Annotated in this window: 14 protein-coding genes and 1 pseudogene; 6 read left to right on the top strand and 9 right to left on the bottom strand. The window is 68.1% G+C overall.

The features are described from left to right. Positions 1-114: 114 nt before the first annotated feature. A pseudogene (locus tag ACFTE1_RS02040) lies at positions 115-1,030 on the top strand (cation diffusion facilitator family transporter). Positions 1,031-1,151: 121 nt separating this feature from the next. Beyond that, positions 1,152-1,316, top strand: a complete 165-nt coding sequence (locus ACFTE1_RS02035) for a DUF397 domain-containing protein (RefSeq protein WP_380620406.1) — start codon at positions 1,152-1,154, stop codon at positions 1,314-1,316. A gap of 480 nt (positions 1,317-1,796) precedes the next feature. Here ACFTE1_RS02035 and ACFTE1_RS02030 read toward each other — a convergent pair whose 3' ends face one another. After that, positions 1,797-2,735, bottom strand: coding sequence for a helix-turn-helix domain-containing protein (locus ACFTE1_RS02030; protein WP_380620404.1), 939 nt, complete (start codon positions 2,733-2,735; stop codon positions 1,797-1,799). 465 nt (positions 2,736-3,200) lie between these two features. On the opposite strand from ACFTE1_RS02030, the gene ACFTE1_RS02025 reads away from it, so the two are divergent. Both ACFTE1_RS02025 and ACFTE1_RS02020 read left to right on the top strand, forming a co-directional pair. Then, complete coding sequence (locus ACFTE1_RS02025; protein WP_380620402.1) at positions 3,201-3,467, top strand: hypothetical protein; 267 nt, start codon at positions 3,201-3,203, stop codon at positions 3,465-3,467. A gap of 794 nt (positions 3,468-4,261) precedes the next feature. After that, positions 4,262-6,184: a protein kinase domain-containing protein gene (locus ACFTE1_RS02020; RefSeq protein ID WP_380620400.1), complete on the top strand. Its 1,923-nt coding sequence runs from the start codon at positions 4,262-4,264 to the stop codon at positions 6,182-6,184. Positions 6,185-6,410: 226 nt separating this feature from the next. Here ACFTE1_RS02020 and ACFTE1_RS02015 read toward each other — a convergent pair whose 3' ends face one another. Both ACFTE1_RS02015 and ACFTE1_RS02010 read right to left on the bottom strand, forming a co-directional pair. Then, positions 6,411-9,425: a UPF0182 family membrane protein gene (locus ACFTE1_RS02015; protein ID WP_380620398.1), complete on the bottom strand. Its 3,015-nt coding sequence runs from the start codon at positions 9,423-9,425 to the stop codon at positions 6,411-6,413. Between the two features lie 52 nt (positions 9,426-9,477). Continuing rightward, positions 9,478-10,461: a YlbL family protein gene (locus ACFTE1_RS02010; protein WP_380620396.1), complete on the bottom strand. Its 984-nt coding sequence runs from the start codon at positions 10,459-10,461 to the stop codon at positions 9,478-9,480. A 284-nt stretch (positions 10,462-10,745) separates the two neighbouring features. On the opposite strand from ACFTE1_RS02010, the gene ACFTE1_RS02005 reads away from it, so the two are divergent. Then, positions 10,746-12,026: a zinc-dependent metalloprotease gene (locus ACFTE1_RS02005; RefSeq protein ID WP_380620394.1), complete on the top strand. Its 1,281-nt coding sequence runs from the start codon at positions 10,746-10,748 to the stop codon at positions 12,024-12,026. A gap of 114 nt (positions 12,027-12,140) precedes the next feature. On the opposite strand, the gene ACFTE1_RS02000 is transcribed toward ACFTE1_RS02005, so the two are convergent. Both ACFTE1_RS02000 and ACFTE1_RS01995 read right to left on the bottom strand, forming a co-directional pair. Next, positions 12,141-12,677: a M48 metallopeptidase family protein gene (locus tag ACFTE1_RS02000; protein ID WP_380620392.1), complete on the bottom strand. Its 537-nt coding sequence runs from the start codon at positions 12,675-12,677 to the stop codon at positions 12,141-12,143. A 215-nt stretch (positions 12,678-12,892) separates the two neighbouring features. After that, on the bottom strand, positions 12,893-13,057 hold the full coding sequence (locus ACFTE1_RS01995; RefSeq protein WP_380620390.1) for a DUF5679 domain-containing protein: 165 nt from the start codon (positions 13,055-13,057) through the stop codon (positions 12,893-12,895). A 287-nt stretch (positions 13,058-13,344) separates the two neighbouring features. Here ACFTE1_RS01995 and ACFTE1_RS01990 point away from each other — a divergent pair, with 287 nt between their 5' ends. Then, entirely contained in the window at positions 13,345-14,715 is a 1,371-nt protein-coding gene (locus tag ACFTE1_RS01990) for an ABC1 kinase family protein (protein WP_380620388.1), read from the top strand. A gap of 219 nt (positions 14,716-14,934) precedes the next feature. Here ACFTE1_RS01990 and ACFTE1_RS01985 read toward each other — a convergent pair whose 3' ends face one another. From ACFTE1_RS01985 to ACFTE1_RS01970, 4 genes are all read right to left on the bottom strand, one after another. After that, the gene (locus ACFTE1_RS01985; RefSeq protein WP_380620386.1) at positions 14,935-15,117 is read right to left on the bottom strand and encodes a hypothetical protein; all 183 of its coding nucleotides are present in this window, start codon (positions 15,115-15,117) and stop codon (positions 14,935-14,937) included. Further along, on the bottom strand, positions 15,114-15,563 hold the full coding sequence (locus ACFTE1_RS01980; RefSeq protein ID WP_380620384.1) for a WhiB family transcriptional regulator: 450 nt from the start codon (positions 15,561-15,563) through the stop codon (positions 15,114-15,116). Before ACFTE1_RS01980 ends, ACFTE1_RS01985 begins: the two co-directional genes overlap by 4 nt. Positions 15,564-15,821: 258 nt before the next feature. After that, a complete protein-coding gene (locus ACFTE1_RS01975; RefSeq protein WP_380620382.1) occupies positions 15,822-16,244 on the bottom strand; it encodes a hypothetical protein in 423 nt (140 codons plus the stop codon). A 158-nt stretch (positions 16,245-16,402) separates the two neighbouring features. Next, positions 16,403-18,541, bottom strand: coding sequence for an ATP-dependent DNA helicase UvrD2 (locus ACFTE1_RS01970; protein ID WP_380620380.1), 2,139 nt, complete (start codon positions 18,539-18,541; stop codon positions 16,403-16,405). Between the last annotated feature and the right edge of the window lie 84 nt (positions 18,542-18,625).

Here is an 18,625-nt window from a genome sequence, read left to right as displayed (position 1 = left end):
CGGCAGTCGGACCGGCACCCGCGAACACCGGGTTCCCGACCCTCTCGGCGGGGCCCGGAACCACCGCCCACGGGCGGCGACCGCCATCCCGGCCGAACAGAAGGAGGCGCTCACATGGGCGCAGGACACAGCCACGGACCCCCGACCCAGTCGCTGGGCGAGAAGCACCGCTTCCGCCTGTGGATCGCGTTGGGACTGTCGCTGACCACCGTCGCCGTAGAAGGCATCGCCGCCTGGCTGACCAACTCGCTCGCCCTGCTGTCCGACGCCGCGCACGTGGCCACGGACGCCGTCGGCATCTCCATGGCGCTGGCCGCGATCCTCGCCGTCCGCCACGCCAAACGCGGCACGCACCGCACGTACGGCTTCTACCGCCTGGAGGTCCTCGCCGCGCTGGCCAACACGGTGCTGCTGTTCGGGGTGGCGATCTACGTCATCTACGAGGCCGCCATGCGGTTCGGGAACCCTCCGGAGGTGCAGTCGCTTCCGGTGATGGTCGCCGGCGGATGGGCCCTGGCGGCCAATGTGACGGCCCTCTTCCTCCTCATGCCGGGCGCGAAGGAGAGCATCAACGTCCGGGGGGGCCTATATGGAGGTCCTGGGCGACGCGCTGTCCTCCATCGCCGTCCTGGTGTCGGGCCTGATCATCTACTTTACCCAGTGGTATTACGCGGATGCCCTGCTGGCGAGCGCCGTCGGACTGTTCATCCTGCCGCGCGCCTACCGCCTCGGCCGCGACGCCGTCCGTATCCTCCTGGAGAGCGCACCCGTAAGGGTGAACATTCCCGAAGTGATCCACCTCCTGGACGCGCTCCCAGACGTAAAGGAAGTTCACGATTTGCATGTATGGACGCTCACGTCGGGTATGGACGCGGCTACAGTCCACCTTGTGGCACAGCCCGACAGCGACCACGCGGACGTGCTCCGCGACGCGAAATCCTTGCTAGAAGAGGACTTTCACATAACACATAGTACGATTCAAATAGAACCCGATGGAGATAAATCAGCATGTGAGACCCCAGATTGGTAACGGAGTGTGAGGGTGTCAGTAATCCGATACTGACATTTTGGCGACGCCGTAAAAGTCTGTACATGCGTTATGGTAGACCAACCTGGGGACTCAAACTGTCTTCCCGAACAAGGAGGAAAACATGCTGACATCCGAGTGGAAGAAGAGTTCGCGTTCGGGGCACAACGGCGCCTGCGTCGAGGTCCGCCTCGCCGACAAGGCCGTTGAGGTCAAGGACTCCAAGTTGAGTGACAGCCCTGTGCTGCGCGCTTCGTCCGCCGACTGGCAGGCGGTCCTGTCGCGTTGAGCGACGGACCGACTGGCTTGCCGCACCTTCCGAGTGGTGTTCTGGTCCAGTTAGCGGGAAGGCCGGTTCGGACCCCGGTCGACGATCGGGGCGAAGGGGCCCGGCCGCTTCCGAAATGTGCAAACCGACACGAAGCCCGGCGGAACCTGAGGGTTCCGCCGGGCTTTGTCTTGTGCGCATGAGCAGGTACCGACCGGGGCCGGCGGTGCCGGGACCGCCGGGAACCGTCCGGGCGCGTAGAGGTGCGCCGTCGATGGTGGCCAGGCCGAGCACGATCATGAGGACCCGCGCGGACGGAGAGAGATGCGGTGCCGATGTCGGCCAAGTCGAGCACGATCATGAGGACTCGCCCCGGGGCGCGTAGAAGTGCGCCGTCGATATCGGCCAGATCGAGCCCCCTCATGAGGTCCTTCCCCGGGCGCGCAGAGATGCGCCCCGGGAGGAAGCCGCGGTCGGCCCGCTTCGAGCCGACCGCCGCCCTCAGTCTGTGATGTCCTTCAGGCACCGCCTGATGAACTTGCGGCTCTCCACGGGCCCCATGGCGATCGAGCGGAGGTTGTTGAAGACGGTCTGGAACGGCCGCACGGACTCCCCCTCCTCGTAGATGTCGCCGTTGTGGCTCTCCACGTAGACGACCTCGGGGTGCCGGTAGCCCTCGGTCTCCTCCCCGAACTCCATGATCGTGAAGGAGCCCAGCATCCCCGGGTAGGTGCCCGCCGCGAGGGGCAGGACCTGGACGTTGACGCTCTCCTTCTCGGTCATGTCGAGCAGGTGCTGCAACTGCTTCGCCATGGTCCCCGGACCGCCCACTATGCGCCGCAGGGCGGCCTCGTCGACGATGTTCCAGATGTTGAGGTCCCTGTCGAGCCTCTCCTGGCGTTCGAGCCGCAGCTGGATGCGCTTCTCCATGAGGTCCTTGCCCTCCTCGGTCGCCAGCGCGAAGGTGGCGCGCGCGTAATCCTCGGTCTGCAGCAGCCCGTTGATGATGAGGCCGTCGTAAACGTTGAGGTTGGAGGCGCCGGACTCCAGCCCGACGTAGGTCGAGTAGGCGGGAAGGATGGAGTCCGAGTAGCGGGCCCACCATCCGCGCCGGCGCGACTCCCCCGCTATGCGCGTGATCTCCTGGATCTCGGGGCTGTCGGGATCCTGGCCGTAGATCTCGGCCAGCTTGCGGATGTCGCGCGGCTTGATGCCGACGTTGCCGGACTCCATGCGGTAGATCGTCGAAGTCGTGCATTCCAGGACGTCGGCGGCCTCCTGCGCGGTGCGCTCGGCCTTGAGGCGCATCTCCCGCAGCGTCGTGCCGATACGCCGGCGGCGGACGGTCGGGCTGAGCTTTCCGATGTCGCGCTTGGAGTTCCCACTTTTCGGGACACGACGTCCAGAGGCCTTGGCGGCCGGTTCGTCTGTCTGAGCCATGATTCACCTAGTTTCCACCGGACGGATTGGACGGGGGTCGCAGCCTCCGGACGGGGGTGAGCTGCGGTTCGGTCTTCAGTTCTCATCGTAGGCCATGGAGGCCTCCGGGTCACCCTGCGCCGCAGAGCGTTCCGACGCCGTCACTCAGCGCCGAGATTTTTCCACCCGTTTCGGTTATAAGTCTTGCATTCGAATTCTGCATGTGCAATTCTACTATGCGAGGGCCCTGATCGGTCCCCTCTTAAATGTATCGCTCCCTCGGCGCCGAATGGAACCGACTCGCGCCGGAGGGGGACGAAGACCTATCGAAGCCGACGAGAACCCAACCGACACAACGTTGTCCCTAGACGGCCTCCCGCGTTGCGGCGGCAACCTCATAACGCGGCACCGGCTCCCGCACCCGACCCCTGGAACCGACGGCGGGCCGACTGTCACTCCGTCCCTGACAGCGAAAGGCACAGAGAAGTGAAGAGCTTTTTCACGCTAGACAATCCACCACCGGAGAACCCGCCGGCCGGCGTTCCCGCCCCGAGCCTGTGGCGCGTGCAGCGGCGCCGGTGGCACCAGCACACGCCGGCCCCGTGCGACCGGGGCGCGAAGAACCCGGTGTGCGCCCACTGCAAGCAGGCCTGGCCCTGCCACTCGTGGGCGTGCTGGGACGGGCAGATCGCCGAGGCGTTCCGCCACGTTCGCACGAGCGTCCACCCGACCCGCCGACCGCGGACGGTGTAGCGGCCCGACCGGCGGAGAACGCGCTCCCGGGTGACCGTCCGACGAGGACGTGGGAGCGGGGCTCGGAAAGGCACGGGACCGACACCGTGATCCCGGAGAACGCAGCGGGATGACGAGGGTGGGGATTCGGCGCAGTGGGACACCGGCCTCCTGAAAGGCAGAGCAGGAGCCGGAGTCGACCGCCGAGGGAACCGGGGCCGGCAGAACCGACGACGGCCGCAGCAGGGCGTGGGAGCGCAAAGCTCCGCTCCGCGCGGTCCGCAGAGACCCAACGACGCAAAGAGCCCTCCGCCGGGCCGGCGACCATTTCCATCGAGCAAGAGGCGCTGCTCGCCGACCGTGCGGGCCGAAGCGGCCCACGCCGCCCCGGCCCGCACGGTGGTACCGCCGCCACCACCACCGCCAGCGACGCTCGGCGCGGACCTCCCGACGACGTCGGCGAAATCCATCCCGGACCGGATGGGAGGCACCGCCTCCTCCGCCCCGGGCGAAGACCCGCGGCAGGAACCACAGCGCGCTCCGAGCCGGCGGCGCGGTGCGCCGTCCTCGCCGGACCGGACGGAAGACCACCGTCCCCCCGAACCGGAGCCGGCGGAGACGGAATCGAAATTCCCCCGCCCGAAGGCGTAGCCTCGCGCGCACCGAGTCGTTAAGCAGACGAGAGGCCGCTGCCGGAGTCCCGGTCGTGCTCGACCGCCCTCAGCCACCCGCCGAACCCTGCCCGGACCGCGAGCGGGTTCGACTGCACCGCGTGCGAGTTCGCCTGCGCCGCCCCGCGGCCGCCTCGTATCCCGATGTCGACCGTTCGCGCGACGGTGGACCCCAACGACGAGTGCGGAGTACACGCTGGGATGGTCAAGAGCCGCAGTATCAAAGAGGGCGACGTCCTCAACGACCGCTACAGGATTGTCCGCCGCGTCGGAGGCGGGGGCATGGGCGACGTCTGGGAAGGCCACGACGGTGTCCTGCAGCGGAAGGTCGCCGTCAAGCTGCTGCTCGCCGGGCTGTCGGACGACGCGGGCTTCCAAGAGCGGTTCCGGCGCGAGGCCCGCGCGATCGCGTGCCTCAAAGGCCCCGGCATCGTCGACATCTACGACTACGGCGAGGTCATGACCGAGGGCGGACTCGTCGCCTACCTGGTCATGGAGTTCATCGAGGGCGAACCGCTGTCGCGGATGCTCGGCCTGTTCGGACGCCTGCCCGTAGAGGACACCTTGAGGATGGTGTCCGGCACGGCCAAGGCCCTGGCCGTCGCCCACGCCGGAAGCATCGTCCACCGCGACATCAAGCCCGGCAACATCATCGTCCGCCCCGGCGGAGCGGTGTGCCTGGTGGACTTCGGCATAGCCCGGGACGGCAACGCCAACACGATGACCACGACGGGCGTGGTCCTGGGCACCGTCACCTACATGTCCCCCGAGCAGGCCGCCGACCAGCAGCTGTCGGCCGCCTCCGACCTATACTCGCTGGGCGTCGTCGCCTACCAGTGCCTCGCCGGGAACCCTCCCTTCAAGGCCGACACCCCCCTCCAGGTCCTGCAGGCGCACCTGGTCAGCCGCCCCATGAACCTCCCCGAGGACATCCCGCCCGCGGCGGCGCAGATCGTCTACCGCTGCCTCCAGCGGGAGGTCGAAGACCGCTGGTCCGACGCGACGGCGCTGGCCGACGCGTGCGACCGGTACCTCGGCGTCCACGTCCCCGCCGGCACGAGCCGGCACGCACCCGGCCGTTCGCGCCGCAGGGACCTCGCCGCGCTCGCGCCCGAGGGCCACCCGACGCCGAACGGGCTCGCCGGACACCCGAACACAGGATTCGCGGCCGCCGCCCAAGGGCACCAAGAGAACACCTTCCGCGCCGCGGCCCCGGCCCCCAGCGGCCAGTTCGCCGGCGCCGGCGGACCCGCCCCGGCGGTCTCCGGACAGTACCCGGCCCCGGCCACGGGCCCGAACCGCGTCCCGACCTCCGGTTCTCACCCGGCTCCCGGCACCGGCGGGCACCCCGCGCCCGGCCCGTCGGGGCGGTTCGCCGCGGGCGGCACGGCCATAGAGCCCACCCCCGGATCCGACGGCCCCTCCGCCAGGGCGCCGATCCCGGTCACCCCGGCCCCCAGCGGCGAGTTCGCCGCCGAGGACAGGCGGCGCCGACGCCGGAGACGGGCCGCCTGGTGGACCGTGTTCGCCACGGTCATCGGGCTCTTCTTCGCGGCTGGAGCGCTCGCGGCCACCGCGTCGTGGAACCCGGCGGACCTGCTGGGGCAGAGGGACCCCGGGCCGCCCGACGAGATGGTAGGCGACGTCACCGAGGTGCGGGACGACGCCGGCGCGGACGCCGGCATGCAAGACCAGGGAGTCCCCGACGGAGGAGGCGACACGGCTCCGCCGGAGACCGACGAGGACCCGGACGAGGAAGGCGGCGCGTCGCCGTCGGAGGACTCCAGCCCCAGCGAGGACACGGAACCCAGCTCGTCTCCCTCGCCTTCGGACACGCGCGTGGAGGTGCCCTCGGTGGTCGGCGAGACGATCTACCGCGCCGAGGAGATGATCAAGGCCGAGGGCCTGACTCCGAAACAGTACTACCAGGGCGAAGGCGAGCACATCTGCCCGGTGTCTACACAGGACCCCTCGCCCGGCACCCTGCTCGAGAAGGGCTCCGAGGTGCAGTTCACCGCCCGCAAGGTCGCCGCGGAGAGCGACTGCGAGAACACGCCGGTCGAGTGACGGACCCCTGCGTCGATCGGGGCTTCGCCCCGATCGACGGGTCCCGCCGGGGAACGGACAGGCGCCCGCCCGGACAACCGAACGACGCCCCCGAGAGGAACCCGGACGAAGAGACGGGAGAGAGCCCGACCGGGGAACCGGGCGCGACACGCGCACCGAAGCATGAGAAAAGGGGCGTGCCCCGGGAGAGGACTCCCGGGGCACGCCCCTCGCTTTCGGACTCGCGCTACTCGCCCTCGGCGGCGGCGACGGCCTCGTCGTACTTCTTCAAGGCCTCGTCCAACTTCGTGAGCGCCTCGCCGAGCTGGGTGAGGTCGCCGGACTGGCTCGCCTCCTGAACCTCGGCGGTCGCGGCCTCCACATCGGCCAGCGCCTCCTGGATCTCAGGCGTGTTCGGCACCGTGCCGGAGTCCGGCGGGGTCTCCTCCTCCGGCGGAGTCTCCTCCTCGTCCGGCGGTTCCTCCTCGGTATCGGTCGGAGCGCCCTGCGTGTACTGCTCCACCACGTCGGCGACCGCGTCGCCGTAGTCGTCGGCGTAACCCACGTAGCCGCCGTAGAACACGGCCATCTTACGCAGGACCGGCAGCGACGTGGCACCGCCGGAGGACTCCCGCCTCAGGTACATCGGCTCGAAGTAGAGCATTCCGTTGCCCACCGGCAGGGCCAGCAGGTTGCCCCACTCGACCGTCGTGTTCTGCTGCTGGAACAGCTTCAGATCGCTGGCCACCTGCGTACTCGACGTGATCGTCTTGTGCACCTGGTCGACGGAGGAGTTGTCGCCGCCCTGGACTTCGTAGAGCGCCAGTCTCGGCTCCCCGTCCTCGTAGTAGCCGCTCATGAACGCCGACATGACGTTGTCGCGGCTGCGCGGAGTGAAGTTCGAGGTCAGCTGGAAGTTCTGGCTCTCCTGCCCCGGGTAGGTCGCGTAGACGTAGTAGGCCGGCTGGAGCGACTCCTGCTGGGCCGACGGGTCCTTGGTGACCTCCCAGGTCTCGCTGCCCTCGATGAAGGTGCGGGAGTCGTCGACGTGGTAGCGCTGCAGCACGTCGCGCTGCACCTTGAACATGTCCGAGGCGTAGCGGATGTGCTCGGTGAGCTCCTGCGACATCTCGTCCTTCGGCTTGACCAGGTCGTCGCCGTAGACGGCGTTCCAGGCCTTGAGGATCGGGTCCTCCTGGTCGAACTCGTAGAGGTCGACCGAGCCGTCATAGGCGTTCACGACCGCCTTGACGGAGTTGCGCATGTAGTTGACGTCCTCGTTCTCCATCTGCGCGGTGCCGTTGCCGGAGTAGGTGTCCTGCGTGGCGGAGTTGAGGTTGACGTTGTCGGCGTACGGGAAGTTGTCGGCGGTGGTGTAGCCGTCGACGATCCAGACGACCTCCCCGTCCACGACGGCCGGGTACGGGTCGGTCCCCACCGTCAGGAACGGCGCCACCTTCTGCACGCGCTCGCGGACGTTTCGGTTGTAGAGCAGTTCCGAGTTCTCGTTGAATCGCTCGGAGAGAAGGAAGCGCGGCTCCTGGAACTCCCACGCGTAGAGCGCGCGGCGCAGCCACGTGTCCACCTCGACACCGCCGCCGCCGTCGTAGGTCGTGCGGACTTCGTCGCCGACGATCTCGACGTCCTCTTCGCCCTCGATGTCCTTGAGCTCGTCCTCGGCCTCCTCGTCCCCCTTGTTGGGGACGGGGCGGTCGAACTCGCGCGGGTCCGCCCCCTCCGGAGCGCCGACGATCGCGTAGTCGTCGTTGAGCAGGCCGTAGTAGATCTGCGGCCTCTCCACCTGAATGTAGTCCTCAGTGGACTCACATCCGCCGGCGTCGACCTCCTCGGTGCGCATGATGCCCGAGACGAAGTACGGTCCGCCGTCGCAGATCTCGTTGGTCGGAGCGGCGACGAAGCCCCAGCCGTGCGTGTACACGGTGTGTCGGACGGTCCAGTCCTGCTGCGACTCGGTGTAACGGCTCGGGTCGAGCTCGCGGACGCCGACGACCATGTCGTCGGTGACCTGCTCGCCGTCCGAGTTGGTGTAGGTGTAGCGGTCCACGTCGAGCTTCGGGTTGAACCCGTAGAAGCCCCTGGGCTGCTGCTTCTGGGTGAAGGCGTCGGAGACGATCGACGGGTCCATGAGGCGGACGTTCTCCACCGTGCCCGTCTCGTCGGAGGCCATGGTCTCCGCGTCGGGGCGCGAGGCGAGGCTGAAGCTCTCCGTCTCCAGGTCCTCCATGTCGAAGGCGTAGCGCGTGCCGTCGATGGTGTGCTGCGCGTACGGCCCCTCCTTGGAGGGGACGTTCGGGTTGACCTGGAAGGAGCGGACCACCATCGGGTAGATGCCGCCCGCGGCGATCGCGGTGACCAGGACCAGTCCGAGCGCGGCGCCGGGCAGCAGCAGCGAGCGGATGAAGCCCCACGAGAAGACCACGATCACGAGCGCGGCGATGACCGACACCCAGATGAGCGCGTTCTTGGCGTTCATGAGGGCGGTCATCTCGGTGAAGCCGCCGCCGACGATGTTGGTGACCGGGTTCTCCTGAGTGGTCAGGTCGAAGCGGTCGAAGTAATAGGCCACGGCCTTGAGGCCGAGGAACATCGCCACCAGGAGCGAGAGGTGCACCCGTGCGGCGGCGCTCATCCGGTCGCCGGCGCCGCTGAAGCGGATCGCGCCGTACAGGTAGTAGACGGCGAAGGCGGCGATGAGCCCCACGACGACGGCCCCGAAGCCGACGCCGACGAGGAAGTGCAGGAAGGGGAGGTCGAAGATGTAGAACCCGGCGTCGGTGTCCATCACCGGGTCCTTCCAGCCGAAGCCGCCCCCCTTGAGGAACAGCAGCCACTCCTGCCACCGGCTCTGGGCGTTCATGCCGGTGAAGATGCCGACGACGGCGGCGGCGCCGCCGATCCACCAGCCGATGCGCGGGGTGATGAGCTCCCGGTACTGGCGCATATTGTCCGAGGCGGACGAGGCGACCCAGGTGTCGGGCTTGAACTTCCAGGCCAGCCACAGGTTCAGCGCCGTCCACAGGCCCAGTGCGAGGAAGCCGGCGGCGAAGAGGCCGGCCCGGTTCCACAGCTGGGTGGAGAAGACGTTCCCGTAGCCGACCGAGTCGTACCAGAGGTAGTCGGTTCGGAGGCTGACCGCCCACCCAAGGACGGTCAGGAGGACGATGGCCGCCACCAGGAAGACGAGGACGTACCTGCCCCGTCTGCTGATGCGCGGACTTGAGGACGTCCGGTCGTTCGCCACTATCTAACAGCTCCTTCGATGCGTTCGAGCACTGCACGACAGGCCTGGCCTGTCAACATGTCCGGGGCAGGGGATCACCCTTGGCGTAGGCCTCGACGGCGGCCACGGCGTCGTCAAGAGTGTCCACTCGGGCCAGTTGTACGCCGGTTCCCTCGGCGGCGCCCTTGGCCTCGCTGCAATTATCGGCCGGAGTCAGGAAGAGTTCAATTCCGGCCTCGTCGACGGCGGCGATCTTCTGCTGCACTCCGCCGATGGGTCCGACCTTTCCTCCGGCGGTGATCGTTCCGGTGCCCGCGACGTCTTCTCCGCCGGTCAGGCTGTCGGGCGTCACCCTGTCGACGATGCCGAGGGTGAACATGAGACCCGCCGAGGGGCCGCCGATGTCGAGGGCCTCGGTGTCGATTTGAATATTATAAGGATCGCGGTGGGTGAACTCGAGTTCCACGGCGGCCGGGTCGACCCCCGAGACCTCCTCTTCCTTGCCCGCGCGGTTGACCTTGGCGTCGACCTCCTCGCCCGCGAGGGCCTCGACCTGCTCGGTCGACTCCACCTTCTCGCCGCCGAGCTCGACCAGCACGTCGCCCTCCCTCAGGTCGCCGGCGTCGGCCGTGACCTCGACGGTGAGGGGCTGGCCGAGGTGGTCCAGGGCCGCCTGTTCGGCGTCGGACTGACTGGTCACCCAGTCGTTCTCCTGCTTCTCGGCGATCTCCTCCTTGGACAGTCCCGGAGGGTAGACCAGTTCGCGCGGCACGACCGCCACCTCGTCGGAGAACCACAGGCGGAGCGCCTCGGCGATCGAGACCTGCTGGTAGACCGACACAGTCGTCAGGCGCAGCTCGCCGTCGGTCGGGTACTCCTTGTCGGCGGTGATGATCTGGTGGTCCTCACCGTCCTCACCCGTCTGCGAACTGAGGACGTCCACGGTCTTCCCCGGGGTCATCGCCACGTACGCGACGTTCATTCCCAAGACCTGCCAGGTGAGCAGCGCGACCAGCGCGGCGCCGATCATCACCGTGATACCGCGACGTTTCATCATGAGTCCGAAGGATACCTGGTCGGTCGCGCTGAGTAGTACCGCGCCCGTCGCGAGGTCGGGGCACCGACCGCCCCGCGGCGGCCGATCGGCGGGAATGAGTGCATGGTGACAGAGTACAGTCCGGGCGGACCGCCTCCCCGCCAGCATGACCCCGGCTCCCCCGCCTCCGCCGCGCGACGTGGAACCGCGCGGGCCTCCGAATATCGCGGGAAGCGTAATTCCGACCGGGGTTTCGGCTTGCCGTGATTTGGATGCGAGGGGCGTGGTTGACGTAGTGTTGAGCTATGAACTCCGACATTCCATTCGGCTTCGGCAACATGGGCGGCAACATGCCGGACCCTAACGACCCGCGGGTCCAGCAGATGATGCAGCAGCTGCAGCAGATGATGGCGCAGTCCATGTCGCAGGGACCGGTCAACTGGGATCTGGCCAAGCAGTTGGCGGAGGCCGACCTGCCCGCGGAGAACACCGTCGGGCCGGTGCAGCAGCAGGAGATCGCCGACGCAGTGCGCCTGGCGGACCTGTGGCTGGACGGCGCGACCGCGTGGCCCTCGGGGGTGAGCTCCACCGACGCGTGGACCCGCAAGCAGTGGATCGCGCGCACGGAGAAGTCCTGGAAGCAGCTGGCCGAGCCGCTCGCGCAGCAGATGAGCGACTCGATGGGCAGCCTCGTGCCCGATGAGATGGCGGAGATGCTCGGACCCATGGCCAACCTCATGAAGGGCGTCGGCTCGGCGCTGTTCGGGGCCCAGATGGGCCAGGCCCTCGCGGCACTGGCGGCCGAGGTGCTGTCGTCGACCGAGGTCGGCCTGCCGCTGGGCAAGACCGGCGGGGCCGCTCTCCTGCCGGCCAACATAGAGGAGTACGCCGCGGGGCTGGAGCTCCCGGTGGAAGAGGTGCGACTGTTCAGCGCCCTGCGCGAGGCGGCCACGCACCGCCTGTTCACCCACGCGACCTGGCTGCGCTCGCACCTGCTGAGCCTCATCGAGGCTTACGCGCGCGAGATCCACATCGACGAGGCGGCCATCGAGGAGGCCATGAGCGATGTCGACCCGTCCGACCCGGCCTCGGCCCAGTCGCTCGACTTGAACCAGGTCTTCAAGGCCTCCGACACCGAGCAGCAGAAGGCCGCCCTGAGGCGGCTCGAGACCGTGCTCGCCCTCATCGCCGGCTGGGTGAACGTGGTCGTCGCCGAGGCGGCCGGGGACCGCCTGCCGACGATGGACCGCCTGCTCGAGTCCGCGCGGCGCCGCCGTGCGACGGGCGGGCCGACGGAGCGGACCTTCGAGGCGCTGGTCGGGCTGCAGCTGGCCCCGGCGCGGGTGCGCCAGGCGGCGAAGCTGTGGGAGGTCGTGGCCGAGCACCAGGGCGCCGAGGGCCGCGATAGGACCTGGTCGCACCCGGACCTCATGCCCTCCTCCGACGACCTCGACAACCCGGAGTCCTTCGTGGCGATCTCCGACGCGATGGGCGAGCTGGACCTGGCCATGTTCGACGAGCTGGCGTCCAACGACCCCGACGCGAAGGGTCCGGACGACGAAGAGGACGACGGCAAGGACAAGTGACGCGGGCCTCCGGCCGGAGCCGCGGCTCGGAGAGAACGCCCTGAGAGACGCGAACCGCCGGCGGGAGTCCTTCCCGTCGGCGGTCTTCTCTGCGGTAGGGGGGTCGGGGGCCGCTCAGCCGAGCGTTTCGCGCGTCTGTTCTATATCCGCCACGGCCTCGAGATAGCCCTTGGCCCTCTCGGCCTTCGGGTACCGGGAGACGAGCTTCCAGAAGGCGGGCGAGTGGTCGGGGTGGACCAAATGGGCCAGCTCGTGCATGAGGACGTAGTCGATCACCCAGCTGGGCATCATGATGATGCGGCGGCTGATGCGGATCGTGCCGTCCTCCGGCGTACAGGAGCCCCAGCGGTTGCGCTGGTTGTCCACCCAGCGAACGCTGCGCAGGTGGAGGGGCAAGTGGAACTCGGAGAGGTGCCGCGAGGCGAGACGGACCGCGCGGGACTCGAGGGCGGCGTCGGAGGTGCGCCCGTCCCTCTCGTTGCGGTCGTCCAGGCGCGCGAGCATGCGGTCCACCCATTCCCGCTCTTCGGCCGGGGTGAACTGATCGGGGATCATGACCACGACACGGCCCTGATCCTCGTACGCCGCTACCGTCTTCTTGCGGCGGCGGCTTCTTTTGACTTCAACGTCCGGGAGTGCTTTCCGCGCCATGGTAAGCACTCTAGTCTATTGGGGCGACATTTGCATACCACAAAAGTCTCGATTTGATGCGGTATTCGGACGTTTGCCCGAAATAAATTTCAGTGATCCCGGATGCCGGGAGGCCCGCTCCAAGATTATCACTTTCAGTTGCCCCGCAATCACTTCAGAAGTGTGACGGGAGTCTCTCATTCGGACTTGGAGCGGGGCCGCAGCCCCGCCGTCCGCTATTTCTCCTTGCCGAGGATGCGGTTCATCTTGGTGCCGCAGGTCGGGCAGGTTCCCTTGGCCATGCGCCGGCCGGAGTCGGACACCGAGACCGTGCCCTCGAAGTCCCTTTTGTCACGGCATTTCACGCAGTAGCCGTTGTACTCGGCTGTGGCTTGAGTCACTATAATCTCCTTGTAGTTTCGGTCGGGTAGTGACCGCGTGTGCACAGAATGCCACAAGGGAGGGTCCTCACAGGCGTGCAAGGGGAATTTATCCGGCTTTCGGTGGACTCGTCCGCCCGGCGGCCCGCAATTCCCACGGATATGCCGCCGGTCCCTCCCGCGGAATTCGATCCGTGCGACGGCCCGCGGGCCCCGCGGGCGCGCTGAAGGACGCGGGCGGCGAAAGTCCGTCCGCTCGACGGCCTTTCGGGTAGTCCGCTCCGCATCGCCCGTGAGACCATGGATATGTGAGCAAGAGCCATGAATCTCGCGACGACCCGGAGACACCCGCTTCGGCCTCCACCCCCGACCTTCCTCAACGCGCCCTATCGCGCGGCTTGAAACTCGCCTCCCTCCCGCTCGGCATCGCCGGGCGGGCCACCGTCGGTATGGGCAAGCGCCTGACGGGCTTCGCCGACGAAGTCTTCGGCGAGGACCTCCAGCGCAAGACGGCCGACCACCTCTTCCGCGTCCTCGGACAGCTCAAGGGCGGGGCCATGAAGCTCGGCCAGGCCCTGTCGGTGTTCGAGGCCGCCCTCCCCGAGGGCATGGCGGGCCCCTACCGCGACGCCCTCACCAAGCTGCAGAACTCCGCCCCGCCGCTGCCCGCCGCCAGCGTGCACGGCGTGCTCCACCGCGGAATGGGAGAGGACTGGAGGGAGCAGTTCCTCGAGTTCGACGACTCCCCCGCCGCGGCCGCCTCCATCGGCCAGGTCCACCGCGCCGTGTGGAAGGACGGCACCGAGGTCGCGGTGAAGATCCAGTACCCCGGTGCCGGCAAGGCCCTCCAGTCGGACCTCAAGCAGCTGGCCCGCATCGCGCCGCTGTTCAAGACGCTGCAGCCGAACTTCGACGTCCGGGAGATCATCGCCGAGATCCAGGACCGCCTCATGGAGGAGCTCGACTACCAGTACGAGGCCGAGGCCCAGCGGGCCTTCCACGAGGTCTTCGCCGAGGACGAGCACATCCGCGTGCCGGCCGTCCTCCACGCCGCCGACGAGGTGCTGGTGACCGAGTGGGTCGAGGGCACGCCGCTGGCGGAGATCATCAAGAACGGAACCCCCTCGGAGCGCGACCGGGCCGGCTGGACCCTGTCGACCTTCCACTTCTCCGCCCCCGCGCGGACGGGCCTCCTCCACGCCGACCCCCACCCGGGGAACTTCGCGCTGGCCGACGACGGACGGCTGATCGTCTACGACTTCGGCGCGGTGGCGCGCCTGCCGGAGGGCATGCCCCCGGAGATCGGGCGGCTGACCACGCTGGCCCTGGAGGACAAGGGCGAAGAGGTCGTCGAGGGGCTCCGGGAGGAGGGCTTCATCCCGCAGGACCTCGATCTGACCGGCGAGGACATCCTCCACTACCTCAAGCCGATCCTGACACCGCTGTCCGGCGGGGAGTTCACCTTCACCCGGCAGTGGCTGCGCGAGGAGACCCAGCGCCTGACCTCCGCCGACTCGCACGCCGCGAGGATCGGCAAGAAGCTGTCATTTCCACCCTCGTACCTGCTGATCCACCGGGTCACCCTGGGATCCATCGGGGTGCTGTGCCAGCTGGAGGCGACGGCCGACTGGCACGAGATCATCGTGGAGTGGGTCCCCGGGTTCAGTTTCAAGGGTTAGGGCTCTTGTAGGAACTCCTTGACCGATTCGAGGAGCGGTCGTCGCCCTACAGGCGAACCTTTTCGGGAAGACCAGTCAAGTTGTTCCCACAAGGGCCTTTAGCGGGGACCGGCCACAGGCATAGAGGCATCACGATGCGCGGTTCGCCGCGCACCGGGGCATAGAGAAAGGGCCGCCGGTCGACCGGCGGCCCTTGAGCCAACGCAACTCGTCAGTGCGTCAGCGATGTTCGTCGTGCTCTTTCCAGAGACTGCGCATGCGCAGCTTCCCGAACGAGCCGACCGCGCGGTGGACGAGTCGCGTGGTGGGGGCCTCGGGGCGGCTGCCCGCCGAGGCGTCCCATTCGTACAGTTCCAGGTCTATGTCCCGCTTCATGTGCAGGGACAGGTGGTCGAGGCTCATACTACCTTCGCTCCTACCAGTTCGAGTTCTCTACTGCGCCTGGCCAGGTCGGCCTCGGCGGCCTCTTCCAGCTCCAGCGCGTTCTTGCGGGGACGGCCCCGCGGCTTCTTGCGGGCGATCACGGTTCCGCGTTCGAAGATCTCGCCGCCCCAGACTCCCCAGGGCTCGGACCGCTCTACCGCTCCGGCCAGGCACTGGAGCCTGACGGGGCAGTCGGCGCAAAGGGACTTGGCGAACTCCAGCTCGTGCGGGGTCTCCGAGAACCAGAGGTCGGCGTCGTACTCGCGGCAGGGCAGGTCTCCGCCCTGCGACGCGGCCTTGGCGACCAGTTCGGGACCGGACAGGTCGGCTCGCAGCGACTCCTCGTCGAGGGAGGGTGCGGCCACGGTGTTGAGCTGGAGGAACGGGGACTTGGAGGATCGCTCTTCGTTGAGGGCGGCGTCCATGGATGGGACTTCCTTCCGGATCTCTTTCATCTTCTGCTGGGTGTCTCGCTGTGACGTGGTCTGTCGGGGTTGTTCTGTTGTCTTCACGTAATCCGTCTTCGAGGTCTGGACGTGTACGTTCGGGGCCGACGGAGACCGGTGCGGTCGGCGTCGGCTGGACCGGTGCTGATTCCGGCCCGACCGGGAGACAGGGCAAAAAATTAGGCCGCGTTCCCGGTTGGCGGGAAGCGCGGCCTCGAAGGTCACTCAGTCAGAAGACTATGGTCGCTTTCGAGGCGGTCGTATCCCGCGACGGCGGTTGCGAACTCCGGCGTTGACCGGACGATCGGCGGTTATGCGGTTGTCGACTGTGGCTGCCTTGGCGATGCCGACGCCGGCGTTGCCGACAGTGCTTTCCAGGACGGTGCCGCCCACCGGGTCGCCGTTGACGGGCGTGACTCCATTACCGGACACAGCGGTGCCGTGGTAGCCGGACACATTGGTCCCTTGGAGATCGCGCCAAGCGGCCTGGTCGATCACGCCCATGTGGACTCCGGGCGTGAAGGCGCCGTGGAAGGCAGTGCCGTCGAAGCAAGCGGTTTTCGGACGCGCGACGGTGACGTCGAGAGCCAATTCGCCGTTCTGGTTCTGAATGATGTCAATCACGGGTTCCTCACCCCTTTCTTCGATACGCGCTGCCATGTCCCGAGTGGCGCACTGATGCCGAACCGGCCACGCGATGCCGGCTCGAGTACGCACTCGACCTTGGATTCCGGACACAAGACGGACCGTCTTGAACCGATGATCGCAACACTACGCCGACGGTCTGACAAGTGCAACGCTTTTTTCGGCGCCCCGGATCAGATTTTCATGTCAGCTTCATGACGGATTGCTAACGATTCTTCAGAGCACTCCAGGGCGTCCTCGATCGAACCACCCTTGACCAGGCACAACACGGCCTCGCCGAACTTGTCGAGCTTGTACTGGCCGATGCCGTTGATGTCCGTCAGCTCGCTCGGAGAGCCCGGATTCCGCTCGCATATTGCGGTCAAGGTCACATCCGTGAAGATCGTGTAGGCGGGCTTGCCCGTCCGCCGCGCCAGTTCGAGCCGCCAGGCCGTCATGCGTTCGTGCAGTTCCTCATCCATTGTGGCGGGACAGTCCTCACAGTGCCCCAGCTTGCGGTCTTTGGCGGCGGTCAAAGGCTTCTCGCACCCGGAGCAGTTGATCGAGACCGACTTGCGCCGGCGGACCTTCTCCGGCCGCTCTTCGGGTTCGGGCGACTTCGGGAAGCCGGGAAGGTTGGCCCGCAAGAGGAAGCGGGAGAGCTTGCGCTGCCGGGACCCGCCCTGTTTGAGGAGTCCGAAGGACAGGTGCAGCTCGACGCGGGCGCGGGTGACGCCCACATAAAGGAGGCGCCGCTCCTCCTCCTGCGCCTCGGGCGTGCGCGCGTAGGTGGTCGGGAGGGTGCCGTCGGCCAGGCCGACGAGGAACACCGTGTCCCACTCGAGTCCCTTGGCGCCGTGCAGGGAGGCGAGCGTGACGCCCTTGACGTCCGGGGCGTGCTGCTCGGCCGCGCGGCGGCCCAGCTCCTGGCAGAACTCTGCGAGGCTCGCGTCTGGGTAGTGCTCGGTGAGGCCGACCAGGGCGCTGACCGCCTCGTACTGTTCGCGCTGCGCCCCGCCGGTCGGCACGTCGTCGCGGCGCCAGCCGACCGCCTCCAGGGCCTGTTCGACGGCCTCCGCAAGGGGCAGCGAACCGACCTCCGTGTTCGTCGCGGCCCGCAGCGACACCATGGCCTGCCGGATCTCGGGGCGGTCGTAGAAGCGCCCCCCGCCCTTGACGACGGTGGGGATCCCGTAGGAGGCCATGGACTCCTCGTACAGCTGCGACTGCGCGTTGGTGCGGTAGAGGACGGCGATCTCGGCCGGGTCGCGGCCCTCGCGCAGGAGGCGCGAGCAGTGCCGGGCGACCAGGTCGGCCTCCTCCGCCTCGTCGGAGTAGGTGTCGGCGGTGACCTCGGGGCCGTCCTCGCGCTGGCCGACCAGTTCGAGGCGCGCGGCCGACTCCTTGCCCTTGGCGACGGAGATGATCTGGTTGGCGAGCCCGACGATCTGCGGCGTCGAGCGGTAGTCGCGCACCAGCCGCACCAGCTGCGCGTGCGGCCAGCGGCGGGTGAAGTCGAGGAGGTGGTCGGAGGTGGCGCCGGTGAAGGAGTAGATGGTCTGGCTGGCGTCGCCGACGACGGTGATGTCCTCGCGCTCCCCCAGCCAGGCGTCGAGCAGGCGCTGCTGCAAAGGGGTGACGTCCTGGTACTCGTCGACGACGAAGAACCGGTACTGGGCGCGGATCTGCTCGGCGATCGACTCGTCGGACTCGAGCATGGCGGCGGTGTGCCCGATGACGTCGGAGAAGTCCATCACCTGGGCGCGCTCCTTCGCCTCTATGAAGGAGGAGTAGACCTTCGCCACCTCGTCGGGCTTCAGCGGCGCGTCGCGGTCGATCTTCTGGATCGCCGAGGCGTACTCGTCGGGGCCTATGAGGGAGGAGGCCGCCCACTCGATCTCCGTGGCGAGGTCGAGCGTCTTGGGACGGGTGACCTGGATGCCGGCGCGGGCCGCGGCGATGGAGACGAACTTGTACGTCGAGTCGATGAGGTCGGGGATCGCGCCCCGGAACTGCCTGGCGCCGAAGTAGCGCAGCTGGCGGAGCGCGGCGCTGTGGAAGGTCCGCGCGTTGACGCCGGTGACCCCGAGGCCGCGCAGCCGGTCGCGCATCTCGCCGGCGGCGCGCGCGGTGAAGGTGACGGCCGTGACGTGCTGCCCGCGGAGGTCGCCGCGGAGCACCCGCCAGGCGATGCGGTGGGTGACGGCGCGGGTCTTCCCCGTCCCCGCGCCCGCGAGGATGGCGACGGGGCCCGGTTCGGCCGTCACGGCGTCTCGCTGTTCGGGGTCGAGGCTTTCCAGGAGTCGGCTGATTCGATCGTCGCGAGAAGTCACCCGCCGAGTATGGCATCCGCCCCCGACTCACCGGACGGGCGACCGCGCCGCCGCCCGGGCGCGGGACACTCGGAGTGGCGGCAT

Origin of the sequence: Salininema proteolyticum (genome assembly GCF_042685645.1) — a bacterium.
Lineage (GTDB): Bacteria > Actinomycetota > Actinomycetes > Mycobacteriales > Micromonosporaceae > Salininema > Salininema proteolyticum.
Note: the sequence above shows the minus strand (reverse complement) of the source record. Positions and strands in the feature narration are given on the sequence as shown.

Excerpts from the sequence above, each read along its gene's own strand:
- ACFTE1_RS02035 (WP_380620406.1), top strand. The coding sequence starts at position 1,152 with ATGCTGACATCCGAGTGGAAGAAGAGTTCGCGTTCGGGGCACAACGGC.
- ACFTE1_RS02030 (WP_380620404.1), bottom strand. The coding sequence starts at position 2,735 with ATGGCTCAGACAGACGAACCGGCCGCCAAGGCCTCTGGACGTCGTGTC.
- ACFTE1_RS02020 (WP_380620400.1), top strand. The coding sequence starts at position 4,262 with ATGTCGACCGTTCGCGCGACGGTGGACCCCAACGACGAGTGCGGAGTA.
- ACFTE1_RS02010 (WP_380620396.1), bottom strand. The coding sequence starts at position 10,461 with ATGATGAAACGTCGCGGTATCACGGTGATGATCGGCGCCGCGCTGGTC.
- ACFTE1_RS02005 (WP_380620394.1), top strand. The coding sequence starts at position 10,746 with ATGAACTCCGACATTCCATTCGGCTTCGGCAACATGGGCGGCAACATG.
- ACFTE1_RS02000 (WP_380620392.1), bottom strand. The coding sequence starts at position 12,677 with ATGGCGCGGAAAGCACTCCCGGACGTTGAAGTCAAAAGAAGCCGCCGC.
- ACFTE1_RS01985 (WP_380620386.1), bottom strand. The coding sequence starts at position 15,117 with ATGAGCCTCGACCACCTGTCCCTGCACATGAAGCGGGACATAGACCTG.
- ACFTE1_RS01980 (WP_380620384.1), bottom strand. The coding sequence starts at position 15,563 with ATGGACGCCGCCCTCAACGAAGAGCGATCCTCCAAGTCCCCGTTCCTC.
- ACFTE1_RS01975 (WP_380620382.1), bottom strand. The coding sequence starts at position 16,244 with ATGGCAGCGCGTATCGAAGAAAGGGGTGAGGAACCCGTGATTGACATC.